This window comes from Methylotuvimicrobium buryatense 5G, from assembly GCF_000341735.1.
Classification (GTDB): Bacteria; Pseudomonadota; Gammaproteobacteria; order Methylococcales; family Methylomonadaceae; genus Methylotuvimicrobium; species Methylotuvimicrobium buryatense.
In genome coordinates, this window is record NZ_KB455575.1 from 3238186 (window position 1) to 3262840 (window position 24655).

Sequence of the window (24655 nt, forward strand, 5' to 3'; positions counted from 1 at the left end):
GCCCCGTTAGGCCGCGCCGAGCACTGGCGATTTTGCCGAGAATAGCCCGTTAGGGGAGCGGCAGGGATGCCGCTCGTTTTCGGAGGGCTAAGGATTGCCCTTCCGAAAACCCTCGGCAAAATCGTCAGCGCGCAGGATGCAGCGGCCTCCGGGTGTCTTTTCTTTTGGATACTTTTCTTTGGACAAGCAAAGAAAAGTATCGCGGTTGTCGGTCCGCGAACCGACTACACATAAGCGTCGCGATAGCGACACAAAGCCTTATTTAGGTTTCAAACAAACCAAATCTTATAGTTAACCAGGAAAAAAAGAATATTTTAACTATCTGATTTTCTATAGTGTTTTAATGCGTTTGCCCTGGTGTGGAGCATGCTTGGCGAGGATGTCGGCGGCAGGGACGAGCTCACGGCGTTCCTCGACAGGCATGCCCCCGCCCTAAACTGCGTAAACATGTTCAAACTGAGAATTACTGGATATAAAGACGCCTTGATCATAAATAGCATTGCCGTACCGTAAAGACAAAAACCGTCAATGAACAAACTACACAGACCTTGCGATTTCTGACACAATCCCCATATCGGGTTAAAATACCGTAACCTTTGAAACCATATCTCAACATCATGAAAACGAAAAAAATCGGATTTATCGGGGGCGGCAATATGGCCTCCAGCCTTATCACGGGCTTGATTGCCAGCGGCCACTCACCTTCCCAAATATGGGTTTCGGATGTCAATCAAGATGCCCTTAAAACGCTGGCCAACAATTTAAATATTAATATTTCCGTTGCCAATGAAGCCGTCATCGAAGAAGTCGACGTCGTCGTGCTTGCAGTCAAGCCCCAGGTACTACGCGAAGTGGCGGAAAACTGCGTGGCCGTCATCAAGAATAAGCGTCCGCTGGTCGTATCGATCGCCGCAGGCATCGCTCAAGAGAGCCTGAGTCGCTGGCTAGGTACCGAAGTCGCCGTAGTTCGCTGCATGCCCAATACACCGTCCTTGGTGTTGACCGGCGCGACGGGCTTGCATGCCAATACGAATGTCGACGAAGAACAACGCGACTTGGCTGAAAATATTCTACGCTCGGTCGGCGTTGCGCTGTGGGTCGATCAAGAATCGGAACTCGATGCGGTTACTGCGGTATCGGGCAGCGGCCCGGCCTATTATTTTTTACTGATGGAAGCGATGGAACAAGCCGCATTGTCTTTGGGCATGCAGGAACACACGGCCCGTTTACTAATTCAGCAAACCGCGCTCGGCGCCGCTAAAATCGCACTCGAATCGAACGAGTCACCCGAACAATTACGCAAACGCGTTACCTCACCGGGCGGCACCACCGAACAAGCAATCGAAGCTTTCGAACAAGGCGGCTTCAGAGAGTTGGTCGCCAAAGCCGTACTCGCCGCACATAGCCGCTCGATCGAAATGTCCAAACAATTGGGAGAACAATGATGGATTCGAATTATATGTCTAATCCGGTCATTTTTTTAATCGATACGGTTTTTTCGTTATACATTCTGGCCGTCATGCTGCGCTTCCTTCTGCAGTGGTGTAAAGCCGAATATTACAATCCGATATCGCAATTTTTGGTCAAAATTACTCACCCACCGCTTCGACTCATGCGCCGCTTCATTCCACCGGTAGGTCAAATCGATACCTCCTCGTTGGTTTTGGTCATGGCTTTGCAGATGCTTGCCGATTTTTCGATCTTGCTTTTGAAAGGCATCATGATCAGCGTTGGCGCATTGATTGTTTTATCGTTTACGCAACTGGTTTCGTTGCTGTTCAACATTTTTATTTTTGCGATTTTTGCCCGGGCGATTCTAAGCTGGGTCAATCCCGGCTCTTTCGATGCCGCCTCGTCGATATTACATAGCTTGACCGAGCCCCTGCTCGATACTTGCCGTAAATTCATCCCCGATATCGGCGGCGTCGATTTATCGCCGCTAGCCGCGCTGGTGTTATTGCAACTAGCTAAAATGGTTATTTTGCCGCCTTTGCATCAATTAGCCGGTCTGATTGGCTGAACTGGTTTTGTTCAGCCATTCCAAATTTGGAGATCAAAAAAGGTGTGGAGTGTGCTTGGCGAGGATGTCGGCAGCAGGGGCAGATTTTTGCTCCTGCAAAATCTGCATTCACACCATCCTTGGTGCTTAGCTGCCGCCAAGCCCCCATGGATGGGTTTACGGCGTTCCTCGACAGGCATACCCCACACCCTAAAATCGGCGAAAATGCTCAAACTGGGAATTGCTGTTAACAACGACTCATCGCTGCATACGATTCACTTACGTTATATACTTAGCTGATTTCCGGCGAAAAATATACCGTATGCCTGATTTTTTGCCTATCTACCGCGCTCAAAATGGTTACATAGCTTCGCTTAACGCTCTTTTTTGCGCCTTGCATAGGGGAAAATACGCCATCCTGGCATATTTATAATAATAATCGTCTTATTCTTCTTTTGATCAGCTGTTGCTGTAGCCGCCTATGCCGATTGCCTTACTACGAAAATACCTTAACATTGCCGCAGTCACACTACTTCTATGTCATGCGCCCTCGATCCATGCAAAAAAAATGTACCGCTGGGTTGACGACCAAGGCAATACTTATTTTTCAGACCAAGTCCCGCCGGAACACGCAAAGCATCGCCGCGAAGCGTTAAACCAGCGAGGCAGGGTAATCGATGTCATTGAAAAAGCCAAAACAAAAGAAGAGCTAGAATTGGATCAAAGACTTAACGAGCTTCGTGAGGCGCAGGAAAAAATCATTCAAAAACAACAAACCTATGATAGGGTTTTACTAAGCACTTTCCGCAACATAGACGATTTATTGTTGTCGATCAAAAATAAGACTCGCACTATGGAAGCCCAAATCAGGGCGACGGAAGGCAACTTAAACCGGCTCAAGAGTCAGCTATCCGGACAACAAAGAAAAGCCGCAGCATTCGAAAGAAATGCTCAACGCGTCCCCGAGTCGCTATTGAAGGATATCCGGTCGACCCAAGAGCAAATTCAACAAACCGAAATAGCGATCAGTCGACAAATGGAAACGTTGAACCAAGTAAAAAAAGAGGACGATGCCGACGTCGAGCGCTATTTATTTTTGACTCAATCCAGGACCGATACGCAACCGAAACAACATAAAATTCCTAGCATTAAGGAAGCCAACGAATTAGGATTGTTTTATTGCGAGAACGATCATCAATGTAACCAGGCGTGGGAAATTGCTCGAACTTTCGTCACTTTTCATTCAACGACCGGCCCGGATATCGACACCGACAAGTTGATCATGACCCGCTCGCCGTCTAAAGATTCCGACTTAAGCTTATCATTATCAAAAATCGCGATTAGCGATGTCGACTATCAACTTTTTCTCGATATTCGTTGCCGAGACTCTTCATTAGGCCGCGAGTTATGCGCGAGTCAGCGAGTCAGCGATATCCGGTCCGCGTTTAGACCTTATATTAACGACGCCTTATCTCGGTCGACTGAATAATAAGGTCCCCACTCCCTGGTCGGTAAACAGCTCCAACAATACTGCATGCTCGACGCGCCCGTCGATGATATGGACGCTAGAGACCCCTCCTTTCAGCGCATCGGTTGCGCAGCGGGTTTTCGGTATCATACCGCCGGAAATCGTACCGTCTTCAATCAAGTCGTCTACATCCTTTAACGAGAGACCGGTCAGCAAATTTTGTTGCTTATCGAGAATGCCTGCGGTATTGGTCAACAAAATCAATTTTTCGGCTTTCAAGACTTCTGCAACCTTGCCGGCGACCAAATCGGCATTGATATTATAGGAATGCCCATCGTCGCCCACGCCGATCGGAGCAATCACTGGAATAAAATCACTGTGATTCAACATCGACAGTACCGCCGGATCGATACTACTGACCTCTCCCACATGACCTAAATCGATGATTTCAGGCTCTTGCGCTTCGATCGCATTTTTTTTCATTTTGATCTTGTTGGCGCGAATAAAGTCGCCGTCCTTACCGGTCAAGCCAACCGCTTTGCCGCCATGCCGGTTTATCAGATTAACGATCTCTTTGTTCACCAAGCCGCCCAATACCATTTCAACAACATCCATCGTTTCGCTGTCGGTTACACGCATGCCGTCAATAAACTCTGAGGTTTTTCCGAGCCGTTTCAGTAAGTCCCCTATTTGAGGGCCGCCGCCATGTACGACGATGGGGTTTAAACCGACCAGTTTCATCATGACAATATCTTGCGCAAAACTGTTTTTTAGCGATTCATCGATCATCGCATTGCCGCCGTATTTGACGACGACCGTTTTATCTTTAAAACGGCGAATATAAGGTAAGGCTTCGATCAGAACGTGCGCAATCTGATGCGCGGCTTTGTTTTTCATGTATTCTTTATCCATTGATTAAAAAGGTAAAACTAGCTGTGGCTCGATACTCGCGATCAATGTCTTGAACTCCTTTTGAATTCGGCGCATCGCTTGCTCGCTATCGGCTTCGAAACGGACCACTAATGAAGGCGTGGTATTCGATGCTCTAACTAGCCCCCAACCATCGGAAAAATCGACCCGTAATCCATCGATGTTGGTGATTTTCCCATCTTTGAAATCGGCCTTGGCAAATAACCGTTCAATAAAGTCAAAATTTTCGCCCTCTTTCATTGAAACGAGCAATTCCGGTGTATTAAGGCTTTCCGGAAACTCGGCAAAAATTTCGGCACTGGTTCTGGCATCCGAGGACAAAATCTCAATTAGACGCGCCGCTGAATATAAAGCGTCATCAAACCCGTACCATCGGTCATTAAAAAAGATATGCCCGCTCATCTCTCCAGCTAATTTAGCACCGGTTTCTTTGACTTTTGCCTTCATATAAGAGTGGCCGGTTTTCCACATTAAGGCTCGACCGCCGTATTTGGCGATCTGCTCGGCCAAATGCCTAGAGCATTTAACATCGTAAACAATCTGCGCACCGGGCTTTCTTGCCAAGACATCCTTGGCAAACAGCATCATCAGCCGATCCGGCCATATAATTTTGCCGTTTGAATCGACCACCCCAAGACGGTCTCCATCACCGTCGAAAGCGATGCCGATGTCCGCTTCATAATGTTGTACCGCAGCAATTAAGTCTTCCAAATTTTCCGGAACGCTTGGATCCGGATGGTGATTGGGAAAACTGCCATCGACATCGCAAAACAATTCGACGACTTCGCAACCCAGCGTCTTAAACAGTATCGGTGCAATATCTCCGGCCACGCCGTTCCCACAATCCAATACGATTTTCATCGGCCTGACCAAATGTACATCTTCGGCGACAATACCGATGTATTCATTAACAAACATGCTGTTCTGGTCGACCGTACCGCCTACCTCAACGGCATAATCTTGTTTATCGATGATGTTTTTAAGCTTCGCGACACGCTGCCCTGCCAAGGTTTCACCCTTAATCACCATTTTCATGCCGTTGTATTCTGCCGGATTATGACTCCCGGTAATCATTAACCCGGTCCGTCCTTCGGTATGTTGCGTAACGAAATACAGAATAGGTGTCGGCACCATGCCCAAATCGAGGACATCCCGCCCTGTCGAAACAATGCCATTGATCACGGCATCCGCCAATTCGGGACTGGAATGGCGCCCATCACGTCCGACCACGACAATGTTACAATCCGCTTTTCTCACTTCCGTACCAAACGCGCGGCCAATATCATAAGCCAGTTCGGTTGTCAGCGTTTTGCCGACCACGCCCCGTATATCATAGGCTCTAAATACTTCTCCGCTCCCCTCGTGCAACGGTGCCGTCGCTTTTGAAATAGGGGAGGGTTTTGGCTGCTCGGGAACCGGAGTTGGTTTCGCTTCTGGTAACGGCATATCCCAATCGACATCCGGCATTGAGACTGGACTGGTTTCGGCATCGCCTGCTTTAGCGTTTTCAACAATTTCTTCAATCGCAAAATCGGATTCTTCAAAAAATCCGTCAAAATCGGCTTCGCTTTCATTAGCAATCGCAACGACGTCGTCTCCTTGATGATCCAATACTCGCTTGAATTGTACCAGTGTGGAAATAATGACACTCATCTCACTCAAATTTACCGGATAATTACCATACGCATTTCCGGTCATTAGATCCTTGACGGCTTTTAAAACAATACTTTGGTCGTGGCTTAAAATATTGGCACTTTTCCGATAGCCTACAAAAAACGCAAGACAAACCAACAGCACCGCTATTAACATAATTGCCGCAATCAACCCTACATCCGAAGAGCTCCCCCCTATCTGATACCAAACCTGAACTTGCCATGCCGTGTGAGCAACAGGCATCTGCACACTAGCAGCATCGCCGATAAGCGCTCGGTTTCCAACCGCTGCCAACTCGAAGTCACCCTGCCTCAATTGAATCAACTGATTGCCGATAGAGCTAGGCTTAATGCTGTTATTAATAAAGTCATAACTCAAACTGGCCAATATGACACCCGCCACGCGGCCGCTTTCTTCAATTCTAGCCGTTATCGCAAGATGCCGGTTAGCACCCTCCCCTTGAATCAAGGGTTGAGGATTCCCGCTAAAGGTTTCCTTAACCATGTCCAAATCGGCAAAGCCCATGTGCGGAACATGTTCGGTATCCAAATCGTTTATGCCTGGCAGCAATAATCTGATCTTTAATGCGCCCGGCAAATATTTTTCCAATTGTGCTTCTAACGCTCGAATCCGGCCCCTGTCTCTGTTTTCCATTGCCTCTATTACAGTCGGATCTCGAGCCATTTTGTCGATTGCGCTAGCCAATTGTTCGATTTGTTTTGAAATACCTAATGCGGTACCGGCAGCCAGAGCCATTGCTGAATCATGCTTAGCTTCCTTGATGCTGGAGTCATTAGCCCAATAAATCGCTCCTCCTGTCAATAGCACCACAAATGCCGCAATGATCGACAGCGGTAAGAATATACGCTCCATCAAATGTCCCCTATCAATTTAATGTCGCCCGGTATGTCCGAAACCACCTTCACCTCGAGCACTTTCATCAAACGCGTCGACCAACTCGAATTGCGCCTGTTCGACAGGCACGAAAATCATTTGTGCGATTCTTTCCCCGACATTAACGATAAATGCGGTCTGTCCACGATTCCAACAAGATACGAAAATCTGTCCCTGATAATCCGAATCGATCAATCCCACGAGATTACCCAAAACGATTCCGTGTTTATGCCCTAATCCCGAGCGAGGCAGGATGATTGCCGCCATAGTATTATCGGCAATATGAATCGCAATGCCGGTGGGGATCAAGATACTGTCGCCAGGCTTCAATTCGACCGATTCTCTCAAACAGGCCCTCAAATCCAAACCGGCCGAACCGGTAGTGGCGTATTCAGGCAGAGGAATATCCTTACCCAATCGTTCATCCAGAATTTTTAATTGTATTTTTTTCATTGATTTTCTCAGCGATTAAGCTCATTAGCTGCCGTGCGAGTTGTTTTTTATCGGTCATGGCCAAATCTACGCCGCCACCATGCCAGAAGACAGACAGGGCATTTAGATCGCTTTCGAACCCGCCCTTATCTTTACCAACCCAATTGGCCGCAACCATATCCAAATTCTTTCGAATTAACTTGTCTTGAGCATATCGCTCCAAATCGTGCGTTTCGGCGGCAAAACCTACCGTATAAGGTCTGTTATGCGTCAACTTCGAAACATCGGCTAAAATATCACGGGTTTTATGTAACAAAATGACGACCTCGTCATTTTGTTTTTTTATTTTCTTATCATTAACACTAACCGGACTGTAATCGGCGACTGCCGCCGCCGCGATAAAAATATCGGCCGATTGAACACTCGTCATGACCGCTTCATGCATTTGCGCGGCAGTTTCAACCTGTATCAGACGCGCGCCATCGGGTGCTGACAATGCGACTGGCCCACTAACCAAAGTGACTTCAGCTCCCATTGCCAAGGCCGCATGGGCAAGCGCATAAGCCATTTTTCCGGAACTGCGATTCGTAATATAGCGAACTGGGTCGAGAGGTTCCCGTGTAGGGCCGGCTGTAATCAAAATCTTTTTACTCTGTAAAACCGCTTGCGCAGTATTTGCCATTAAACACTGCATGATCGCTTCCGGCTCGGACATACGCCCTAAACCTGTTTCGCCGCAAGCTTGACTGCCGACTTCCGGCCCGATGAATTGCGCTCCTTGGCCGACTAAGCGCTCTATATTTTCCTGAGTAACGGCTTTATGCCACATGACACGATTCATTGCCGGCGCCAAATAAAGAGGACACCCGGCGGCCAACACCAACGTGGAGACTAAATCGTCGGCCAAGCCATGGCTCAATTTTGCGATCATATTTGCGGTCGCCGGAGCAATCACGATGCAATCCGCCCAGCGCGCCAAGCTGATGTGTCCCATTGCGTGTTCTTGATCACAGTCCAACAAATCAATATGCACAGGGTTTCCGGATAAGGCTTGCAAAGTCAACGGAGTGATAAAGGCCATCGCCGACCGAGTCATCACCACTCTAACTTCACACCCGTGTTTTCTCAAGAGCCGGATGAGCTCTGCAGACTTGTAGGCCGCGATTCCGCCGCAAACTGCTAGTAATATTCGCTTCTTATTAATAGTTGTACCGATAGAAAATTAAATTGGATATTATGGCAAGTATAGTAAATTTCTTCTATGCTTGATATCTTTGACCTAACTTGGGTAATCAATGGCAATCAAAGATTGGCCGGCGGATGAACGACCTCGGGAAAAATTATTACAAAAAGGCTCAAACGCGCTTACCGACGCGGAATTGCTCGCAATATTTCTGCGCACCGGAACGCCTGGAAAATCGGCTGTCGATTTAGCCAGAGACTTACTGAACGACTTCGGTTCTTTAAAGGCGCTGCTCGATGCCGACCTGGAACGTTTTTGTCAAAGTGTCGGCTTAGGACCCGCCAAATACGCGCAACTGCAAGCCGTTTTAGAAATGGCTAGAAGGCATTTTTGTGAAATTCTACAACGCGGTGACGCCTTGACCAGCCCCGACATTACCCGAGCTTATCTCAGCGCGCAATTAAGAGGATACAGTTATGAGGTATTCGCTTGCTTGTTTCTCGATAACCAACATCGTGTTTTAAAGCTCGAAGAATTGTTCCGAGGCACTATAGACAGCGCCTCTGTGTATCCTAGAGAAGTAGCCAAAGCCGCTTTACAGCACAACGCCGCCGCCGTTATATTCGCACACAATCACCCCTCCGGAATCAGCGAACCCAGCCAAGCCGACCGCCACATAACCGACAAACTCAAGCAAGCCTTGGCTTTATTCGACATTCGGGTTCTCGATCATTTTATCATCGGCGACGGCTTACCCTACTCGTTTGCCGAGCATGGGTTGATATGACAAATAATTTTTATCTATATACTTTTTAAAAAGTAGACTAAAAAAGGCGACCCGCAAAGAGAGTTATAATACACGGATGTATCAATCGTCCAGAAAGAGTCTCCCCGGTCATAAACGCTAAACATCTAAGGCTGCGCATTAACTCTTTGAACCGATTAACTTTGTCTCCGCTTCCAGGTATTTTTCGGTCGTCTTCCGAATAACTTCCTCGGGCAATGATGGTGCCGGCGGCTTTTTATTCCAGTCCAAGGTTTCTAAATAGTCGCGTACATACTGCTTATCGAAACTGGCCGGGCTAATACCGACTTGGTATTGATCGGCGGGCCAAAAGCGCGATGAGTCGGGCGTTAGCGCTTCATCGATCAAATATAAGACGCCGGCGTCGTCGGTGCCGAATTCGAATTTGGTATCGGCAATAATTATGCCTCTTTCCTTGGCATAATTCGCCGCTTCTTGGTAGAGGGCCAAACTGGCCTCACGCACTTTTTCGGCGAGTTCTGGCCCCATCAATTCAACCGTTTTCGCAAACGTTATATTTTCATCATGATCGCCGACAGCGGCTTTGCTGGACGGGGTATAGATCGGTTCGGGCAATTGCTGTGCCTGCTGTAAACCTTCGGGAAGACGAATGCCGCAAATATGACCGGTTTGTTGATAATCTTTCCAACCCGAGCCAATGATATATCCGCGTACAATCGCTTCGACCGGTAGCGGTTTCAATTTTCTGACTACAACCGCCCTTCCTTCCAGCTGGGCGAGCTCTTGCGGATCGGTAAGCACTTCGGCCAAAGAAACGCCGGCTAAATGATTCGGCAAGATGTGTTTCAATTTGCTAAACCAAAAATTCGAAACCGATGTCAAAACCCGCCCTTTTTCCGGAATCGGGTCCGGCAATATCACATCGAAAGCCGATAGGCGATCGGTCGTGACGATCAACATGTGTTTATCGTCTATGTCGTAAATATCACGGACTTTTCCGCGAGCACGCAGCGTCAATTGCGACAAAGATGATTCGTAAAGAACAGCCGGAGCGTTCATAATACCTCGTTCTAAGAAGTTAATATCAAATCGCATACAATAGCATTTATTTTCGAATTACGGGATGTCTGGCAATGAGTTGGTTGGGAAAATTCTTGGGCGGCGCCTTCGGATTTCTATTGGGCGGTCCGCTTGGGGCTATACTAGGGGCATCGGTCGGCCATCATTTCGATTCCGGCTTGGAGGCATTCGATTTCGACGAGAGCTTGAGCCCCGGCGATAAACATCGCATACAAACCGCTTTTTTTACCGCGACTTTTTCGGTAATGGGCCACATCGCCAAAGCGGACGGGCGCGTTTCTCAAGCGGAAATCGATCTGGCTAAACGCGTAATGGACGAAATGGGTTTATCGGCCAACTTGCGCTCGACCGCCATCAAACTGTTTCAACAAGGCAAAAGCAAAGACTTTCCCCTTGACGATGCGCTTCGTCAATTTCGTCACGAGTGCCAGAGACGAACCGACTTAATCCGCATGTTTTTAGAGATTCAACTTCAAGCCGCGATGGCCGACGGCCATTTGGACGAGGCCAAGGATAAGCTGTTGATCAAGATCTGCGGAATACTCGGTTTATCGCGGTTTGATTACGAGCGCATCAAATTGCAAATTCTAGCGCAATATCGGCTCTATGGCAGTCAACATCGACAGCAATATCAATCGATTAAAAAAGAGGATAACTTAGCCACTGCCTATGAGGTCCTCGGCGTTCGCCCCAATGCCAGCGATAGCGATATTAAAAAAGCTTATCGCCGCCTAATCAGCCGACATCATCCGGATAAACTAGTTGCGAAAGGTCTCCCCGAAGAAATGATGACCTTAGCCAAGGAAAAAACGCAAAAAATTACAAAGGCTTATGAAACGATAAGTGAAGCGCGTAAAAAATGATTGAATTAAAAACGAGAATGTTCGTCTTCGTCTTCTTTTAAATGCATATTTTCATTGACTAAAGTCCCTAAGTCTTCGGCACCCAGCTTAATCATCAAGCGTACTTCGTTTCTTGAATCAGCAGAGTTCAAGGCATCCTCATAGCTAATTTTTCCGGCGGTATAGAGATCGTAAAGCGCTTGATCGAAGGTCTGCATCCCATGTTCCCGCGAGTTCTTCATTAATTCCTTAAGTTTGTGAACCTCGCCTTTACGAATCAAGTCGGAAACCAAGGGTGTGTTCAACAAAATTTCAACCGCGGGATAGCGCCCTTTGCCATCGGCACGGGCAATCAACTGCTGCGCGACAATGCCTCGCAAATTCAACGACAAGTCCATAAATAATTGATTATGCATTTCGTCCGGGAAAAAATGCAAAATCCGATCCAATGCCTGATTGGCATTGTTCGCATGCAAGGTCGTTATACATAAATGTCCGGTTTCGGCGAACGTAATCGCATTTTGCATCGTTTCACGGGTTCTAACCTCACCGATCAGGATGACATCGGGCGCTTGGCGCAAGGTATTCTTAAGTGCGACTTCATAGGACTCGGTGTCCATGCCGACTTCACGCTGCGTAACGATACACCCCAAGTGCGGATGCAAAAACTCGAGCGGATCTTCAATGGTAATGATATGACCGCTGCTGTTTTGGTTTCGGTATTTGATCAACGACGCCAGTGAAGTCGACTTACCGGTTCCCGTCCCGCCGACAAACAACACCAGTCCGCGCTTGTTCATGACCATATCTTTTAAAACCGGCGGCAAATGCAGATCTTCGGCATCAGGAATATGGGTCTCAATACGTCTCAACACCATTCCCGCCGCATCTCGCTGAGTAAACGCACTCACCCGAAATCGGCCGAGCTTAGGAAAGGCAATCGCAAACTGACATTCTTTGGTATTATCGAATTCGTCTTTTTGCCGTTGCGTCATCACACTCATGACAATGGCTCGAGATTGATCGTTGTTAAGCATCGTTTTGGATACCTCGATCAACTTACCGTCGACTTTTATCGTGGGCGGGCGTCCCGCTGTGATGAATAAATCGGAGGCCTTTTGCTGGACCATTAACTCAAGTAGTCGCTTAAATTCATCCATATCGCCACCTTTATCTGAACATGTCTTTGTTGACCGCTTTCATCATGGCGACTTTTGAAGCCACTAACCCTTTTTCAACCATCTCTTTCAAATTTTGATCCAAGGTCTGCATGCCTTCCTTGCGCCCGGTTTGTATCGCCGAATACATTTGCGCAACTTTCGCTTCGCGAATCAAATTTCTAATGGCAGCAGTCCCGACCATGATTTCATGCGCCGCGATACGTCCTCCTCCGACTTTTTTCAGCAAGGTTTGCGAAATAACCGCTTGCAACGATTCCGACAACATTGAGCGGATCATGTCTTTTTCAGCCGCCGGAAACACGTCGATAATGCGGTCTATCGTTTTCGCGGCCGACGTGGTATGCAACGTGCCGAAAACCAAATGACCGGTTTCCGCCGCAGTTAGTGCCAATCGTATCGTTTCCAAATCGCGCATTTCGCCCACTAGAATAACATCGGGGTCTTCCCGCAATGCGGAACGCAACGCTTCGGTGAACCCTAAAGTATCGCGATGGACTTCGCGTTGGTTGATCAAGCATTTTTGGCTTTCATGTACGAACTCGATCGGGTCCTCAACGGTTAAGATATGTGCATAATCATTGGTGTTGATATGGTTGATCATCGCCGCGAGCGTCGTCGATTTACCCGACCCGGTAGGTCCGGTTACCAGTATTAAACCTCTCGGTTTGCGCGTAACTTCTTCAAAAAACTTTGGCGCATTTAGATCCTCTAAACTCAACACCTTCGAAGGAATTGTTCTAAAAACAGCCCCCGCACCTCGATCCTGATTGAATGCATTGACACGAAACCTTGCAACGCCCGGCAATGCAAAAGAAAAGTCGGTTTCAAGAAATTCTTCATAATCGCGGCGCTGTTTGTCGTTCATGATGTCGTAAATCAAAGCATGAACTTCTTTATGCTCCAAGGCAGGAATATTGATACGCCGGATATCGCCGTCCACTCGAATCATCGGCGGCAAACCAGCCGATAAATGTAAATCCGATGCATTGTTTTTAACGGAAAAAGTCAATAATTCAGCAATATCCATACGATTCTCAAGCGGCTAATAAAAATAGAAACACTAGATAACCTTAGCCTAAGTCTTTGCTTTTTGAAAGGGCTGCTGTTTAATAGCGGTTTTTTATCATCTAAATTGTGCTTATGTTCGCAATTGCTCAACAAATCGCATCCGTTCGAACCCAAATCAGACAAGCCGAGATCGACTTCGAACGCTTACCGGGAAGTGTTCGCTTACTTGCCGTCAGCAAGACTAAACCTACTTCGGACATTATCCTCGCCTATCTTTCCGGCCAACGCCATTTCGCGGAAAGCTATGCTCAAGAAGCGCGATCCAAGCAACAAGAGCTCGGGGCTTACAATATCACCTGGCATTTCATCGGCCCGATTCAATCCAATAAGACCAAGCTCATCGCCCGCCATTTTGCCTGGGTTCATAGCGTAGACCGGTTCAAAATTGCCCAGCGGCTTAGTGAACAACGCCCGGCCAATTTACCGGCATTGAATATTTGTTTGCAAGTCAACATCAGCCATGAAAGCAGCAAATCAGGCATTGCTCTGAATGATCTTTCGGAATTGGTCGACGCAGTTAAAGCCCTTCCGAGTCTCCGTCTAAGAGGGGTTATGGCGGTACCTGCACCGCAAAGCGACTTTTCTTTGCAACGAGAACCCTACCGATTGCTCTATGAAGCGGTTTCCGAACTCAAGCATCCTGAACTCGATACGTTTTCATTCGGGATGAGTAACGACTTAAACGCGGCGATTGCAGAAGGATCCACAATGGTCAGAATCGGCACGTCCTTGTTCGGAACCCGGCAATACATTTAATCCGGTACCACAGATGCATCAACCTAAAAAGAGCAGTTTGAGACTTCACCAAGCCGGTGAAAGTGTTGTAGACCCTTCATGCTTCGACTCGGCTCAGCACGAACGGTCTACAACCCATGTCAACTGCTCTTTTTAGGATCAATCTTTTTTCTTAACTATCGCCAACCCCTGATCTTTTAGCTGCTGCGCGGCTTCGAGAATATCTTTGCGGTGCTTGTTAATATATAGCCCGCTACCGATACCCATCGCCATTAACAGCACAGGGTGCTTCGCGAGTTTGAGAATGATTTCCGCACCAACCTTAGAGCCGACCGAGAGTATGCCTAACTTGATTAATGGATGCATACTCTTTCCGTCCTGCTCTATGTTGCCAGACCCTCCATTTGACTCCTGTTCGCTCATTTAGATTTTTCCTATTATTTTGAATTGAAACCTTCACGACGAAGCATACCTTTCGCACTTCAATTTTCGCCAATATGCACTCTCTACCGACATGGGAGAGGGTTTTAAAAAACGAAAACAGGGCTGCTCGAAAGGTATATTTTCCGTCCTTCGCCTGTACTCGACAAAATATTAGCAAGACCTCTGATAAATCCCAAAATTAATGATTGATTTTTATTATTGACAGTTAAGACAACCGGTCGTATTATTTTCCCATGATCGAAATATCGCAAAAACAAATCAACCGAGATAATCTACTCAATCAAGGCGTAAAGCTATTGATGGAGCAGGGTTATCATGGTACCGGACTTAAAGAAATTTTGGATGCCGTTAAAATACCAAAAGGTTCTTTTTACAACTATTTCGGCAGTAAAGAAAATTTCGGCGCGGAGGTCATTCAGCATTACATTGAACCATTTATTAAACAGCTTGACACCTATTTGGAACATTCGAATGGCGACGCCCTATCTGCGTTAAAACGTTATTACCACGAGTTAATTGCCGAAACCGAAAAACAAAACTTCAAAGGCGGTTGCCTGCTTGGCAACCTCATGGGAGAAATCGGCGACACCAGCGAAATATGCCAAAAGGCATTGCAATCCGCGGTGACTCGTTATCGCAACATCATGCGTTCGGCACTTGCCCAAGCGCAGCAAGAAGGAACCGTTCGATCGGATTTGACGGCCGAGGAAATGGCCGATTTATTACTCAATACCTGGCAAGGCGCACTACTTCGAATGAAAATCGAGCAGTCCTCGGAACCCTTAAAGCAATGCTGCCGGAATTTGTTGGAGGGCTATTTCAAAGCCTAATTTTTTTTCAATCTCTACAGAGACGACCAGTCATTTTTTAATTGGAGAAACACATGCCTAAATTCATTATCGAACGAGAAATCCCCAACGCCGGATCGTTGACAAGCGAAGACCTTCAAGGTATTGCTCAAAAATCATGTTCCATTCTTCAGGATATGGGGCCGAAAATTCAATGGATTGAGAGTTATGTAACCGATAATAAAGTCTATTGTGTTTATATCGCTCCGGACGAAACGGCTATTCGGGAACACGCTCAACAAGGATCATTCCCTGCTAATCGTATCAGCCAAATCAAGACGATTATCGATCCAACCACTGCCGAAGCATAAGCACTTTATCACCCCTGAAACACTATAAGCCAAAGGAGGTAGCCAGTCCACCTAGCGAAAACTCACTATTACTCAGATAATTATAAGAGAGTGCATACTATGAAATCACAAAGCAAAAACCGAAATCTTCTTGGCAAACTAACTCAATCAGCCCTGTTTGCCGCTTCAACAATCATGATCAGCAGCCTTGGCATTCAGTCTGCTCAAGCCGATGAAACCTGCATGTCGCCTTATATGGCCAAAATCGTCGGACAGGAGGACTTTGTCTATATCTGGACGCTCGGCATGGAAGGTGTCGGTGACGAACAGGACAAACTGGTCACGGTCGATGTAAATCCTAAGTCCAAGAACTACGGCAAAGTCGTCAACTCGCTGTCGGTCGGCGGTCGCAATGAGGCACATCATTCCGGTTTTACCGATGATCGACAGTACTTGTGGGCTGGCGGCCTCGATACCAATAAGGTTTTTATTTTCGATGTTCACAGCGACCCGGCTAAACCCAAATTAACGAAGGTCATCAGCGATTTCGTCGCGAAAAGCGGTGGCGTAGTCGGCCCGCATACGACCTATGCCTTGCCCGGTCGCATGCTGATCACCGGTCTGTCGAATAACAAGGATCACGGCGGCAGAACCGCCTTAGTCGAATACACCAACGAAGGAGAATATCTCGCGACTCATTGGCATCCGACCGACAGCGACCTGCGCGGCGCGGTCAAGACTGGAAACTATGCCGACGGTTATGGCTACGACGTGCGCGTGTTGCCTAGACGCAATGCGATGTTCACCTCGTCGTTCACCGGCTGGTCCAATTACATGATGGATTTCGGCAAGATGCTGAACGACCCCGAGGCGATGAAACGCTTCGGCAATACCGTCGTGCAATGGGACCTGCATGCGCGCAAACCGAAAAAAGTCTTCGACGTTACCGGTGCGCCTCTGGAACTTCGTTGCGCATGGGGGGCCAATAATAATTACTGTTTTACCAGCACAGCACTAACATCGAAAATCTGGTTGATTTACGAAGACCAAGCAGGCGAATGGCAAGCGAAAGCCGTTGCCGATATCGGCGATCCTTCAAAAATCCCGTTGCCGGTCGACATCTCTATTTCGAGCGACGACAAAACATTATGGGTCAATACCTTTATGGACGGGAAGACTCGAGGTTTCGACATTAGCGATCCGTTCAACCCGAAACAAGTTTACGAACAAAAAATCGGCGCCCAAGTCAATATGGTGTCGTCAAGCTGGGACGGCAAACGTCTCTATTATACGTCTTCTCTATTGGCCAACTGGGATAAAAAAGGCGACGATAACGAGCAATTCTTCAAGCTTTATCACTGGGATGGAAAGCAACTAAAAGAACAGTTCGCGATCGATTTCATCAAGGAAAAGTTAGGCCGTGCGCATCAAATGCGGTTCGGTGCATATTCTCTTTATAGCAGCAACAGCCAGCAGCCCGACCTGCTCACAAAATATCAATAGCCCCAATGAGCGGCTTCGGCCGCTTTTTCTATTGACAGCGGCTTCCGCCGCTCTCTGTTCCCATCGATTCGCCGGAGCGACGTCATGAAACATTTGTTTACCATCGTCATTTTGCTGTCGAGCGTAGCGGTCTTTTCGGTCAAGGCCGACAACGAAACGCTTGCGCCAGGTTATGGCGCGCTGCAATACGAACTCCCGGCCGTCGGCAGCTATCTGTTACCGGCGCTCGGAAAAGCCGCAGACGGTAAAATTCTCGACGAACAAGGCCAAACTATTAACTTGCATCAACTGATGGGCGATAAGATCGTGCTACTCAGTTTTATTTATTCGACGTGCAGCGACGTCAACGGCTGCCCTTTAGCAACCGGGGTATTTCATAAAATCAAAAACCGGCTTAAAAAGGACCCCGAATTGAGCCGACAACTGCGTTTGTTGACGTTAAGCTTCAACCCGGAACAAGACACGCCAGACAAAATGAAACAGTATGGCGAGCACCTGCAGGATGAAAATATCGAGTGGCGCTTTCTAACGACGGCTTCGGAAACCGAGCTGCGACCCATTCTCGATAATTATCGGCAAAGCATCCAGAAAGTCTACGACGAAAACGGACGCTTCACCGGCACTTTTTCACATATTTTGCGCGTCTACTTGATCGACCGAAACAAAAAAATCCGCAACATCTACAGCGTTTCGTTCTTGCATACGGACACTTTGATCAATGATGTGAAGACCTTACTGCAACCGGTAGTCGTCGCCAATGGCAAAACGTCGGAACAAGTCGCCAAACGTTTTCGACCCGGCGATGATAAATCGAATTACGAAAGCAGCGACTATGCGACTCGTAGCATTGCTTTGGACGACCGAACCGGTCAAACGACTGACTTGATGAAAACAGTCTACCACCCACCGAAAGGACTGCCTCCCGTGCCGGTTCCGGCGAACAATCCTGTGACGACGGAGAAAGTGCAATTGGGCCGGAAACTGTTTTACGACCGCCGCTTGTCGCTGAATAATACCTTTTCATGCGCCATGTGTCATATTCCCGAACAAGGCTTTACCAGTAACGAGATGAAAACTGCGGTCGGCGTCGAAGGCCGGACCGTCAAGCGCAACAGTCCGACACTTTACAATGTCGCTTATTACACCAAATTGTTTCACGATGGACGCGAAAATAGTCTCGAACACCAGGTTTGGGGTCCTCTATTGGCGCACAATGAAATGGCCAACCCGTCGATCGGTAGCGTCATCGAAAAATTGCATAACGATAGCGAATACAATGCTCTTTTCAAAAAGGCTTTCGGCAAAGGGCCGACAATCGAAACAATCGGCATGGCGATCGCGAGTTACGAGCGCACCCTTAACTCGGGCAATTCGGCATTCGACCGTTGGTATTACAGCAACGACAAACAAGCCTTGAACACTTCCGCGCAACGCGGTTTCAAGCTATTTTCCGGAAAGGCGCAATGCTCGTCTTGTCACAGCATCAGTAAGAAGCATGCGCTGTTCACCGACAATGCGTTTCATAACACCGGCATCGGTTATCGCGAAGCAATGCGCAGTACTGCTAAGACACAACGAGTCCAGGTCGCTCCCGGCGTCTTTGTCGATATCGATTCGCAATTAATCGATTCGGTTTCGGAAACCAAGAGCAATGATCTCGGCCGCTATGAAGTTACCCAGAATCCTGACGACCGTTGGCACTACAAGACGCCGTCGCTGCGCAATATTAGCCTGACAGCGCCGTACATGCACAACGGATCGTTAACCACATTAAAGGAAGTCGTCGAGTTTTATAACCAAGGCGGCATCGCCAACGAAACTCTCGATCCGTTGATCAAGCCGTTGAATTTGACTTCGAAAGAAATCGACGACCTCGTAAACTTTCTTAAATCCTTGACTGGCGACAATGTCGACGAATTGGTTGCCGATGCGTTTGCGGCGCCGGTGGGCGATCATCAAGAAAACTGATTACGAGTGCAATCCTTTTTACAGCATCGCCAATAACGATGAAATCATTTGAAAATAAACGTCCAACAATCCGGCTAACGCATTTTGATATACGGCTTCCAAGGTTTCAGTCGGTTGTTCAAGCATTAAATCGAACAACTCCAGAATCGCTGAATAAACGCTCACAAAATAGACTTCCGCAACGTCAAGCGCTTGATTTGTATAATTCGTCACCGGTTCGACCAATGCTGCGACCGTTGCTTGAGGATGATCATAAAACGCTTGCCATAATTCGCCGGCTTGCCGACCTAATTGCGTCGCTTCGGCTATTGTCTGTTCATACATGGACTCGACTTTCGGAAAATAAACCTCGTTAACCTGAGCATACATCTGTGCTCCGTAATCAACGGCTTGAGCATACCATTGCGAGCCAGTCTCGACCGGATGCGCATAAAATTGTTTCGCGGAAACCGCTACTTCAGCGTGCCAATCGAGCAAAACCGTTTTAATTTGTCGATACAACTCGTTCAATTGCAAGCTCAGACTACTGTAAAGCTCCCGTGTTGGCAAAAACACTTTGTTTTCGAGGTCTAGCGGTTTGAGATCGAAAAAATCTGGATCTTTGAAAATTGACATAACTTACCTTTTTTTAAAACCGGGATGTCGAAAAAAAGATGCGGCCGGGAGGCCGCATTAAAGAGGAAGGATTCAACTCTAGTCTCGTGAAGAGTGCATACAAGAGTCGAAGTAAAGTGTATCCACTAAAGATGACCAGGAAAATGTGGCATTTTGCCGCGCGACAATTGGCCGCTAACTTTGGCATTTAATTTGCCGTGTATTATTAGTTTGGGCTTCAGACAAGCCCTTTCTATACAAACAAAACCGCATGATCAGTCGCGTTCAGCTACTAAAGATTTGGTTACATACCCATCGGAATTGCTGTAATAACTGTGTTATTTAACTAAATTAGGTGAAATGACCGATTATCCACACACACGCTTTGACATCGACTAACGCGTTTACTATTTCGACTTGCCCCGTTAAGGTGCCGGAAGGTTTGTTACTAAGACTGTATTTAGGACGCCCTCTGTCTCGCCCCGAAATCAGGCTAGCAAAAAATTAAGCCAAACAGTCATTTCAATAACCGCTTTCCTAATTAAGTCAGAAAAACTATTGACCGCACCCAATGCATTGGCCGATATATTGACTTGTTCAAATTGAAACGCTTTTCGAGCTATTGGTGCATTTTCATTCGTCTTATACACTTCAACTTCAAAAGCAACGACCGAACGCGCTTGCTCTGGAGTGTCGAAACGTTGTTCAAAATCCAATAAACGCACTTTTACAGTTAACGGCTCGCTTACTGGAATTGCTGCGAAGTGCTTGGCCAATAAAGCGGCCGGTTGCGCAATCCATCGGTCTAGGTTATAAAATTTTACAATGGTAGGGGTTAAATAAAGCTGCCTGTAGTGAATTCTCGTATCCCTTAACCACTCCGGAGCTGTTACTTCAGCATTTAATGGGGCCTGCTCGGCATTACGCTGAACAATAAGCCCAAGGTCGTGCAAAGCCGCTCCCTCAGGCCTAGTTTTATAGCTACAGCCACTTATCAGCATCAGCATGATTAAACACAAACTCGTCAGTGATACATTCACTTTGGCTCCTCATATCCCGGTTCGCCCGGAGCAGGCTCGGTTTTAATCGGCCCTAATATTAATGCTTGAGGATTAGCTTCTAGCATATTAGCAACTCGTTTTAATTGATCCATTGTGGACTGTAATTCATTCATTGTTTGATGCACTTTTGGTAATGTTGTCCGCGTCAGCACATCGCCAACATTCGCTCCCGATGTTATCAATGCATCTCCTCGGTCTCCAAGCATTTTTACGCTATTTGCCGCCGCTTTTAAATCAATCGTCAAATCACCGATTTGACCGAGCGTAGTCTCCGTACTATCTATTAAATTCGGCATTTTTTCCAATACCTTACCCAGCTGATCCTCAAGTTTTGGCATTTTCGCAGTGACGACATTTAGATTACGCAAAATTTCACGTCCATGCTCTTCATTTTCATCGCTCAACACACGGTCTAGACGTATCATCAATTGTTCGGCTTTCATTAATATTTCTTCACCTGAACTCAATAAACGATCCGTCAACGATGGCAACAACGGAATTCTTTGCTCCGGCCTATCACCAGGTAACAACCATTCATCGCTGTCTCCCGTATCTTGTAAATCGATTTGCGTTAACCCTGTCACCCCTTTTAAACGTAATGTCGCAAACCCCCCCCGTGTAAATCGTATATTGTTATCCACCTCAATTTCGACCAAAATCGTCAGTGGATCGCTCGGATCGAAATTTACCGTCAAAACCTTACCGACCGCAATCCCCCGGTAATACACGGTAGATTCTGGATTTAAACCGGTTACTGAGTCTCTAGTCGAGATCACATAAAGATCACGTGCTTTTTCAAAGCTACCGATCCAATACACTATGCCGACTAGTCCTATTATCAGTGTTAGTAAAAAAAGACCGGTAGCTAAAGCGTGCGTATCTCTACCCAAAACAATGCTCTCTATTCATAAAAACTTTCTCAGCGTGCTTATTATGAAAAAATTGTCTCGCAAAAGTATGGTTACACTTTAGCGCGACTTCCAACGGACCGTATGCAATTAATTTTTTTTCCGCCAGCACAGCCACTTTTGAACACAAATCATTCAAAACGTTTAAATCATGGGTGACCATCACAACCGTAAAGCCCAAGTCATGATGAAGCTCACACAATAGATCTACAAATCCTTGACTCGCAATGGGATCAAGACCGGATGTCGGCTCATCAAGAAATAATAACGCGGGCTCTAAAATTAAGGCTCTGGCAAGAGCCACTCTTTTAATCATACCCCCAGAAAGCTCTGCTGGCATGAGTAGTTCATCCTTTGCAGATAAGCCAACCATAGCTAATTTTAAAGCAACCAAATGAGATATCCATTCGAAATCCTTGACACCAATTTCCCGCAACGGAAACGCAATATTATCGAAAACATTTAACGAACTAAATAAAGCGCCTTTTTGAAACAATACACCACACTGACTTAACATCTGACCTGAAATATTTCCGGACTCATAATCTAAGGCCTGCCCCATTACCATAACACGTCCTTTGGTCGGAGCCTGCAGTCCGATCATTTCACGCATTAATGTGGTTTTTCCACTTCCAGATGCCCCAACCAAGCCGAGAATTTCCGCTTTTGGTAAACTGAAACTGATATTCTCGTGAATTACGTTGTCACCAAATTGGGTCCAAATATTTTCCATCTGAATTGCGTTCACATCATTCATGGCATTCCCGTTCCCATAAATAAAATTGCAAATATCGCGTCCACCATGATCACTACAGTAATTGAAGCGACAACGGAATTGGTTGTTTCATTCCCTAAACTTTCCGAATTCGGTTTAATATGAAATCCATAGTGACAGGCTATCATTCCTATTAACATGCCGAATACCGCAGCCTTGCCTACTCCAATAAATACATTAACCAAAGGTACGGAATCAGGCAGTCTCTGCACAAACTGTTGCATACTTATATCGAGCGTGTGCCAAGCCGACACCATACCACCTAAAAGAGCGGCCGCATTTGTCCATACCGTCAATAACGGTAAAGTTACTGTTAACGCCACTACTATCGGAAAAATGATTCGTAGCGAATGCGAAATTCCCATCGAGGACAATGCATCTAATTCTTCTGCAACGCGCATGATTCCTATTTGGGCGGTTAATGCAGACCCTGATCGGCCTGCCACTAAAATAGCCGCTAACAAAGGCCCCAACTCTCGAATAATACTCATCCCCAAAATATTGATAATGTAGATTTCCGCACCGAAGGCTTGCAACTGAAGTGCCGACAAATAACTAAGAACAATACCAATCAAAAAGCCAACTAACGCGGTGATGCCAAGTGCCTTTACACCGGAACTATATATCGTCATTGATATTTCCGGCCAAGGTATTTTGCTCGGTGATCTGAATAGATATACTGTGTCGAGCAATAATTGCCCAAGCAAAATAATGCCATTAAAGACATGCCTATAAAAAGCCAAAATGACTTTATTTGAGTCTTTGAAAATTTGTACCAAACTTTTCTGTGCTTCTTCCGGCCGTGCATAGCTAAAGGTTTTCCAGCGATCGAATAAGCGCTTATGCTCCGGTCTCATTTCTACTTGATTTGGAAACTCCTCTCCCCATGCTTGCCATATCAGCCAAGCCCCCGCAGTATCGAGCGCCTCAACCTCATCAAGGCGCCATATGCAATCCGAATTATATTGCAGTCCTTTAAGATCTCGAGTAATAGAGGGGCTTTCGTTGATTGCTAATAAGTTCCATGAACCTTTGAGATTAATAGAAGATAAGTTATTTTCCTGTTCTATTTGCAACACCGGTTTAGCAATAAGCTTATTATTTAACGAGGCCATCAACGTATTTTTCCATTGTTACAAGTAAATACAATCATTCGACCATTCTATAGTAATTTGGTTTTCTCCCATGAATCAATTAGCTTTATTGCAGCAATTCCCAATTTGGAGATCAAAAAGGGTGTGGGGTATGCTTGGCGAGGATGTCGGCAGCAGGAGCAGATTTTTGCTCCTGCAAAATCTGCATTCACACCATCCTTGGCGCTTAGCTGCCGCCAAGCCCCCATGGATGGGTTTACGGCGTTCCTCGACAGGCATACCCCACACCCTAAAATCGGCGAAACTGCTCAAACTGGGAATTGCTGGCTTTATTGACTACTCCCTTTATATACCCTTTGCTAGTCAAATTTCGGCGTCGGGGTGCCCGTCAAAGGACGCCGTGAATACGTCCATGTAGGCTCTATGACAGCATCCATGCTGCCAAAGCCTTTGCCGAACACCCCAACGCCTCCATACGCTAATGCCTAAATTTGAAGTGCGATAGGTATACTCAAAAAATGGTTAGCTTTATGAAGGTATAGGGTGTGGCTAGCGAGGATGTCGGCAACAGGGAGTGCCGCCGTCGAGCCTACATGGACGTATTCATGGCGTCCTGTCGGGCGAGTGAGCGCACCGTCGACAAGGCGCATGGTTTCAAAACGATATTTATCAAGAACTCCTTCGCAAATGAAATGACATCAAACGGCAACGATTGTGCTTTATTGGCGATGCCATTCTATGACAAACCTTAAGGCAAAAAAAAGCCCGTGTTGAGTGATCAACACGGGCTTTAGGATAAGAGCCTGGCAATTCCCTACTTTCACATGGCAAACTGCCACACTATCATCGGCGCTAAGCGGTTTCACTGCCGAGTTCGGGATGGGATCGGGTGGGACACGCTCGCTATGGTCACCAGGCAAACTGGTTACAGCAGGTTCA

The 24655-nt window shown here is 46.8% G+C and carries 24 protein-coding genes and 1 rRNA gene; 11 read left to right on the forward strand and 14 right to left on the reverse strand.

What is annotated here, in order from left to right:
* The first annotated feature begins 617 nt into the window (after positions 1-617).
* The 3 genes from proC (at position 618) to METBU_RS0114615 (ending at position 3488) form a co-directional block, all read left to right on the forward strand.
* Complete coding sequence (proC, locus tag METBU_RS0114600) at positions 618-1445, forward strand: pyrroline-5-carboxylate reductase (protein WP_017841341.1); 828 nt, start codon at positions 618-620, stop codon at positions 1443-1445.
* Complete coding sequence (locus METBU_RS0114605) at positions 1445-2020, forward strand: YggT family protein (RefSeq protein WP_017841342.1); 576 nt, start codon at positions 1445-1447, stop codon at positions 2018-2020. Before proC ends, METBU_RS0114605 begins: the two co-directional genes overlap by 1 nt.
* Positions 2021-2480: 460 nt before the next feature.
* Entirely contained in the window at positions 2481-3488 is a 1008-nt protein-coding gene (locus METBU_RS0114615) for a DUF4124 domain-containing protein (protein WP_083877738.1), read from the forward strand.
* On the opposite strand, the gene argB is transcribed toward METBU_RS0114615, so the two are convergent.
* From argB to coaBC, 4 genes are read right to left on the reverse strand one after another with little or no spacing between them, the layout of a single operon-like run.
* Positions 3468-4364, reverse strand: a complete 897-nt coding sequence (gene argB / locus METBU_RS0114620) for an acetylglutamate kinase (protein WP_017841345.1) — start codon at positions 4362-4364, stop codon at positions 3468-3470. The two genes, METBU_RS0114615 and argB, sit on opposite strands and share 21 nt — an antisense overlap.
* An 18-nt stretch (positions 4365-4382) precedes the next feature.
* On the reverse strand, positions 4383-6923 hold the full coding sequence (locus METBU_RS0114625) for a phosphomannomutase/phosphoglucomutase (RefSeq protein WP_017841346.1): 2541 nt from the start codon (positions 6921-6923) through the stop codon (positions 4383-4385).
* Between the two features lie 18 nt (positions 6924-6941).
* A complete protein-coding gene (dut, locus tag METBU_RS0114630; RefSeq protein ID WP_017841347.1) occupies positions 6942-7397 on the reverse strand; it encodes a dUTP diphosphatase in 456 nt (151 codons plus the stop codon).
* Positions 7366-8592 (reverse strand): bifunctional phosphopantothenoylcysteine decarboxylase/phosphopantothenate--cysteine ligase CoaBC, encoded by a 1227-nt coding sequence (gene coaBC / locus METBU_RS0114635; RefSeq protein ID WP_026130245.1) that lies wholly within the window; start codon positions 8590-8592, stop codon positions 7366-7368. Before coaBC ends, dut begins: the two co-directional genes overlap by 32 nt.
* Before the next feature lie 79 nt (positions 8593-8671).
* On the opposite strand from coaBC, the gene radC reads away from it, so the two are divergent.
* Positions 8672-9346, forward strand: a complete 675-nt coding sequence (gene radC, locus METBU_RS0114640) for a RadC family protein (protein ID WP_014146648.1) — start codon at positions 8672-8674, stop codon at positions 9344-9346.
* Between the two features lie 138 nt (positions 9347-9484).
* Here the strand turns inward: radC and METBU_RS0114645 are convergent, their stop codons facing one another.
* The gene (locus METBU_RS0114645; protein WP_017841349.1) at positions 9485-10384 is read right to left on the reverse strand and encodes a phosphoribosylaminoimidazolesuccinocarboxamide synthase; all 900 of its coding nucleotides are present in this window, start codon (positions 10382-10384) and stop codon (positions 9485-9487) included.
* Between the two features lie 74 nt (positions 10385-10458).
* Between METBU_RS0114645 and djlA the strand changes: the two genes are divergently transcribed.
* Complete coding sequence (gene djlA / locus METBU_RS0114650; protein ID WP_017841350.1) at positions 10459-11268, forward strand: co-chaperone DjlA; 810 nt, start codon at positions 10459-10461, stop codon at positions 11266-11268.
* Between the two features lie 5 nt (positions 11269-11273).
* Here the strand turns inward: djlA and METBU_RS0114655 are convergent, their stop codons facing one another.
* Both METBU_RS0114655 and METBU_RS0114660 read right to left on the reverse strand, forming a co-directional pair.
* Positions 11274-12407 (reverse strand): PilT/PilU family type 4a pilus ATPase, encoded by a 1134-nt coding sequence (locus tag METBU_RS0114655; RefSeq protein WP_017841351.1) that lies wholly within the window; start codon positions 12405-12407, stop codon positions 11274-11276.
* Positions 12408-12417: 10 nt separating this feature from the next.
* Positions 12418-13455 (reverse strand): type IV pilus twitching motility protein PilT, encoded by a 1038-nt coding sequence (locus METBU_RS0114660; protein WP_017841352.1) that lies wholly within the window; start codon positions 13453-13455, stop codon positions 12418-12420.
* A gap of 113 nt (positions 13456-13568) precedes the next feature.
* Between METBU_RS0114660 and METBU_RS0114665 the strand changes: the two genes are divergently transcribed.
* Positions 13569-14252: a YggS family pyridoxal phosphate-dependent enzyme gene (locus tag METBU_RS0114665; RefSeq protein ID WP_017841353.1), complete on the forward strand. Its 684-nt coding sequence runs from the start codon at positions 13569-13571 to the stop codon at positions 14250-14252.
* A 138-nt stretch (positions 14253-14390) separates the two neighbouring features.
* Here METBU_RS0114665 and METBU_RS0114670 read toward each other — a convergent pair whose 3' ends face one another.
* Positions 14391-14654, reverse strand: a complete 264-nt coding sequence (locus METBU_RS0114670; RefSeq protein WP_014146642.1) for a hypothetical protein — start codon at positions 14652-14654, stop codon at positions 14391-14393.
* 254 nt (positions 14655-14908) lie between these two features.
* Between METBU_RS0114670 and METBU_RS0114675 the strand changes: the two genes are divergently transcribed.
* From METBU_RS0114675 to METBU_RS0114690, 4 genes are all read left to right on the forward strand, one after another.
* Entirely contained in the window at positions 14909-15505 is a 597-nt protein-coding gene (locus METBU_RS0114675; protein ID WP_017841354.1) for a TetR/AcrR family transcriptional regulator, read from the forward strand.
* A 53-nt stretch (positions 15506-15558) separates the two neighbouring features.
* Positions 15559-15834, forward strand: a complete 276-nt coding sequence (locus METBU_RS0114680; protein ID WP_017841355.1) for a DUF4242 domain-containing protein — start codon at positions 15559-15561, stop codon at positions 15832-15834.
* Between the two features lie 174 nt (positions 15835-16008).
* Positions 16009-17316: a methanethiol oxidase gene (gene mtoX, locus METBU_RS0114685; protein ID WP_235726469.1), complete on the forward strand. Its 1308-nt coding sequence runs from the start codon at positions 16009-16011 to the stop codon at positions 17314-17316.
* Positions 17317-17400: 84 nt separating this feature from the next.
* Entirely contained in the window at positions 17401-19284 is a 1884-nt protein-coding gene (locus tag METBU_RS0114690; RefSeq protein WP_017841357.1) for a cytochrome c peroxidase, read from the forward strand.
* An 18-nt stretch (positions 19285-19302) separates the two neighbouring features.
* Here the strand turns inward: METBU_RS0114690 and METBU_RS0114695 are convergent, their stop codons facing one another.
* The 5 genes from METBU_RS0114695 to METBU_RS0114720 all read right to left on the reverse strand — a co-directional run bounded on the left by METBU_RS0114695 (position 19303) and on the right by METBU_RS0114720 (position 23737).
* Entirely contained in the window at positions 19303-19899 is a 597-nt protein-coding gene (locus METBU_RS0114695; RefSeq protein WP_017841358.1) for a hypothetical protein, read from the reverse strand.
* Between the two features lie 467 nt (positions 19900-20366).
* Positions 20367-20918, reverse strand: a complete 552-nt coding sequence (locus tag METBU_RS0114705; protein WP_144053588.1) for an ABC-type transport auxiliary lipoprotein family protein — start codon at positions 20916-20918, stop codon at positions 20367-20369.
* On the reverse strand, positions 20915-21829 hold the full coding sequence (locus METBU_RS0114710; protein WP_026130246.1) for an MlaD family protein: 915 nt from the start codon (positions 21827-21829) through the stop codon (positions 20915-20917). The genes METBU_RS0114705 and METBU_RS0114710 overlap by 4 nt, the downstream gene beginning before the upstream one ends.
* Entirely contained in the window at positions 21822-22604 is a 783-nt protein-coding gene (locus tag METBU_RS0114715) for an ABC transporter ATP-binding protein (RefSeq protein ID WP_017841362.1), read from the reverse strand. Before METBU_RS0114715 ends, METBU_RS0114710 begins: the two co-directional genes overlap by 8 nt.
* Positions 22601-23737: an MlaE family ABC transporter permease gene (locus tag METBU_RS0114720; RefSeq protein ID WP_017841363.1), complete on the reverse strand. Its 1137-nt coding sequence runs from the start codon at positions 23735-23737 to the stop codon at positions 22601-22603. Before METBU_RS0114720 ends, METBU_RS0114715 begins: the two co-directional genes overlap by 4 nt.
* A 524-nt stretch (positions 23738-24261) precedes the next feature.
* On the opposite strand from METBU_RS0114720, the gene METBU_RS28580 reads away from it, so the two are divergent.
* Positions 24262-24468 (forward strand): hypothetical protein, encoded by a 207-nt coding sequence (locus METBU_RS28580; protein ID WP_208976562.1) that lies wholly within the window; start codon positions 24262-24264, stop codon positions 24466-24468.
* Positions 24469-24517: 49 nt separating this feature from the next.
* On the opposite strand, the gene rrf is transcribed toward METBU_RS28580, so the two are convergent.
* A 5S ribosomal RNA gene (gene rrf / locus METBU_RS0114730) occupies positions 24518-24633 on the reverse strand.
* Positions 24634-24655 lie beyond the last annotated feature (22 nt).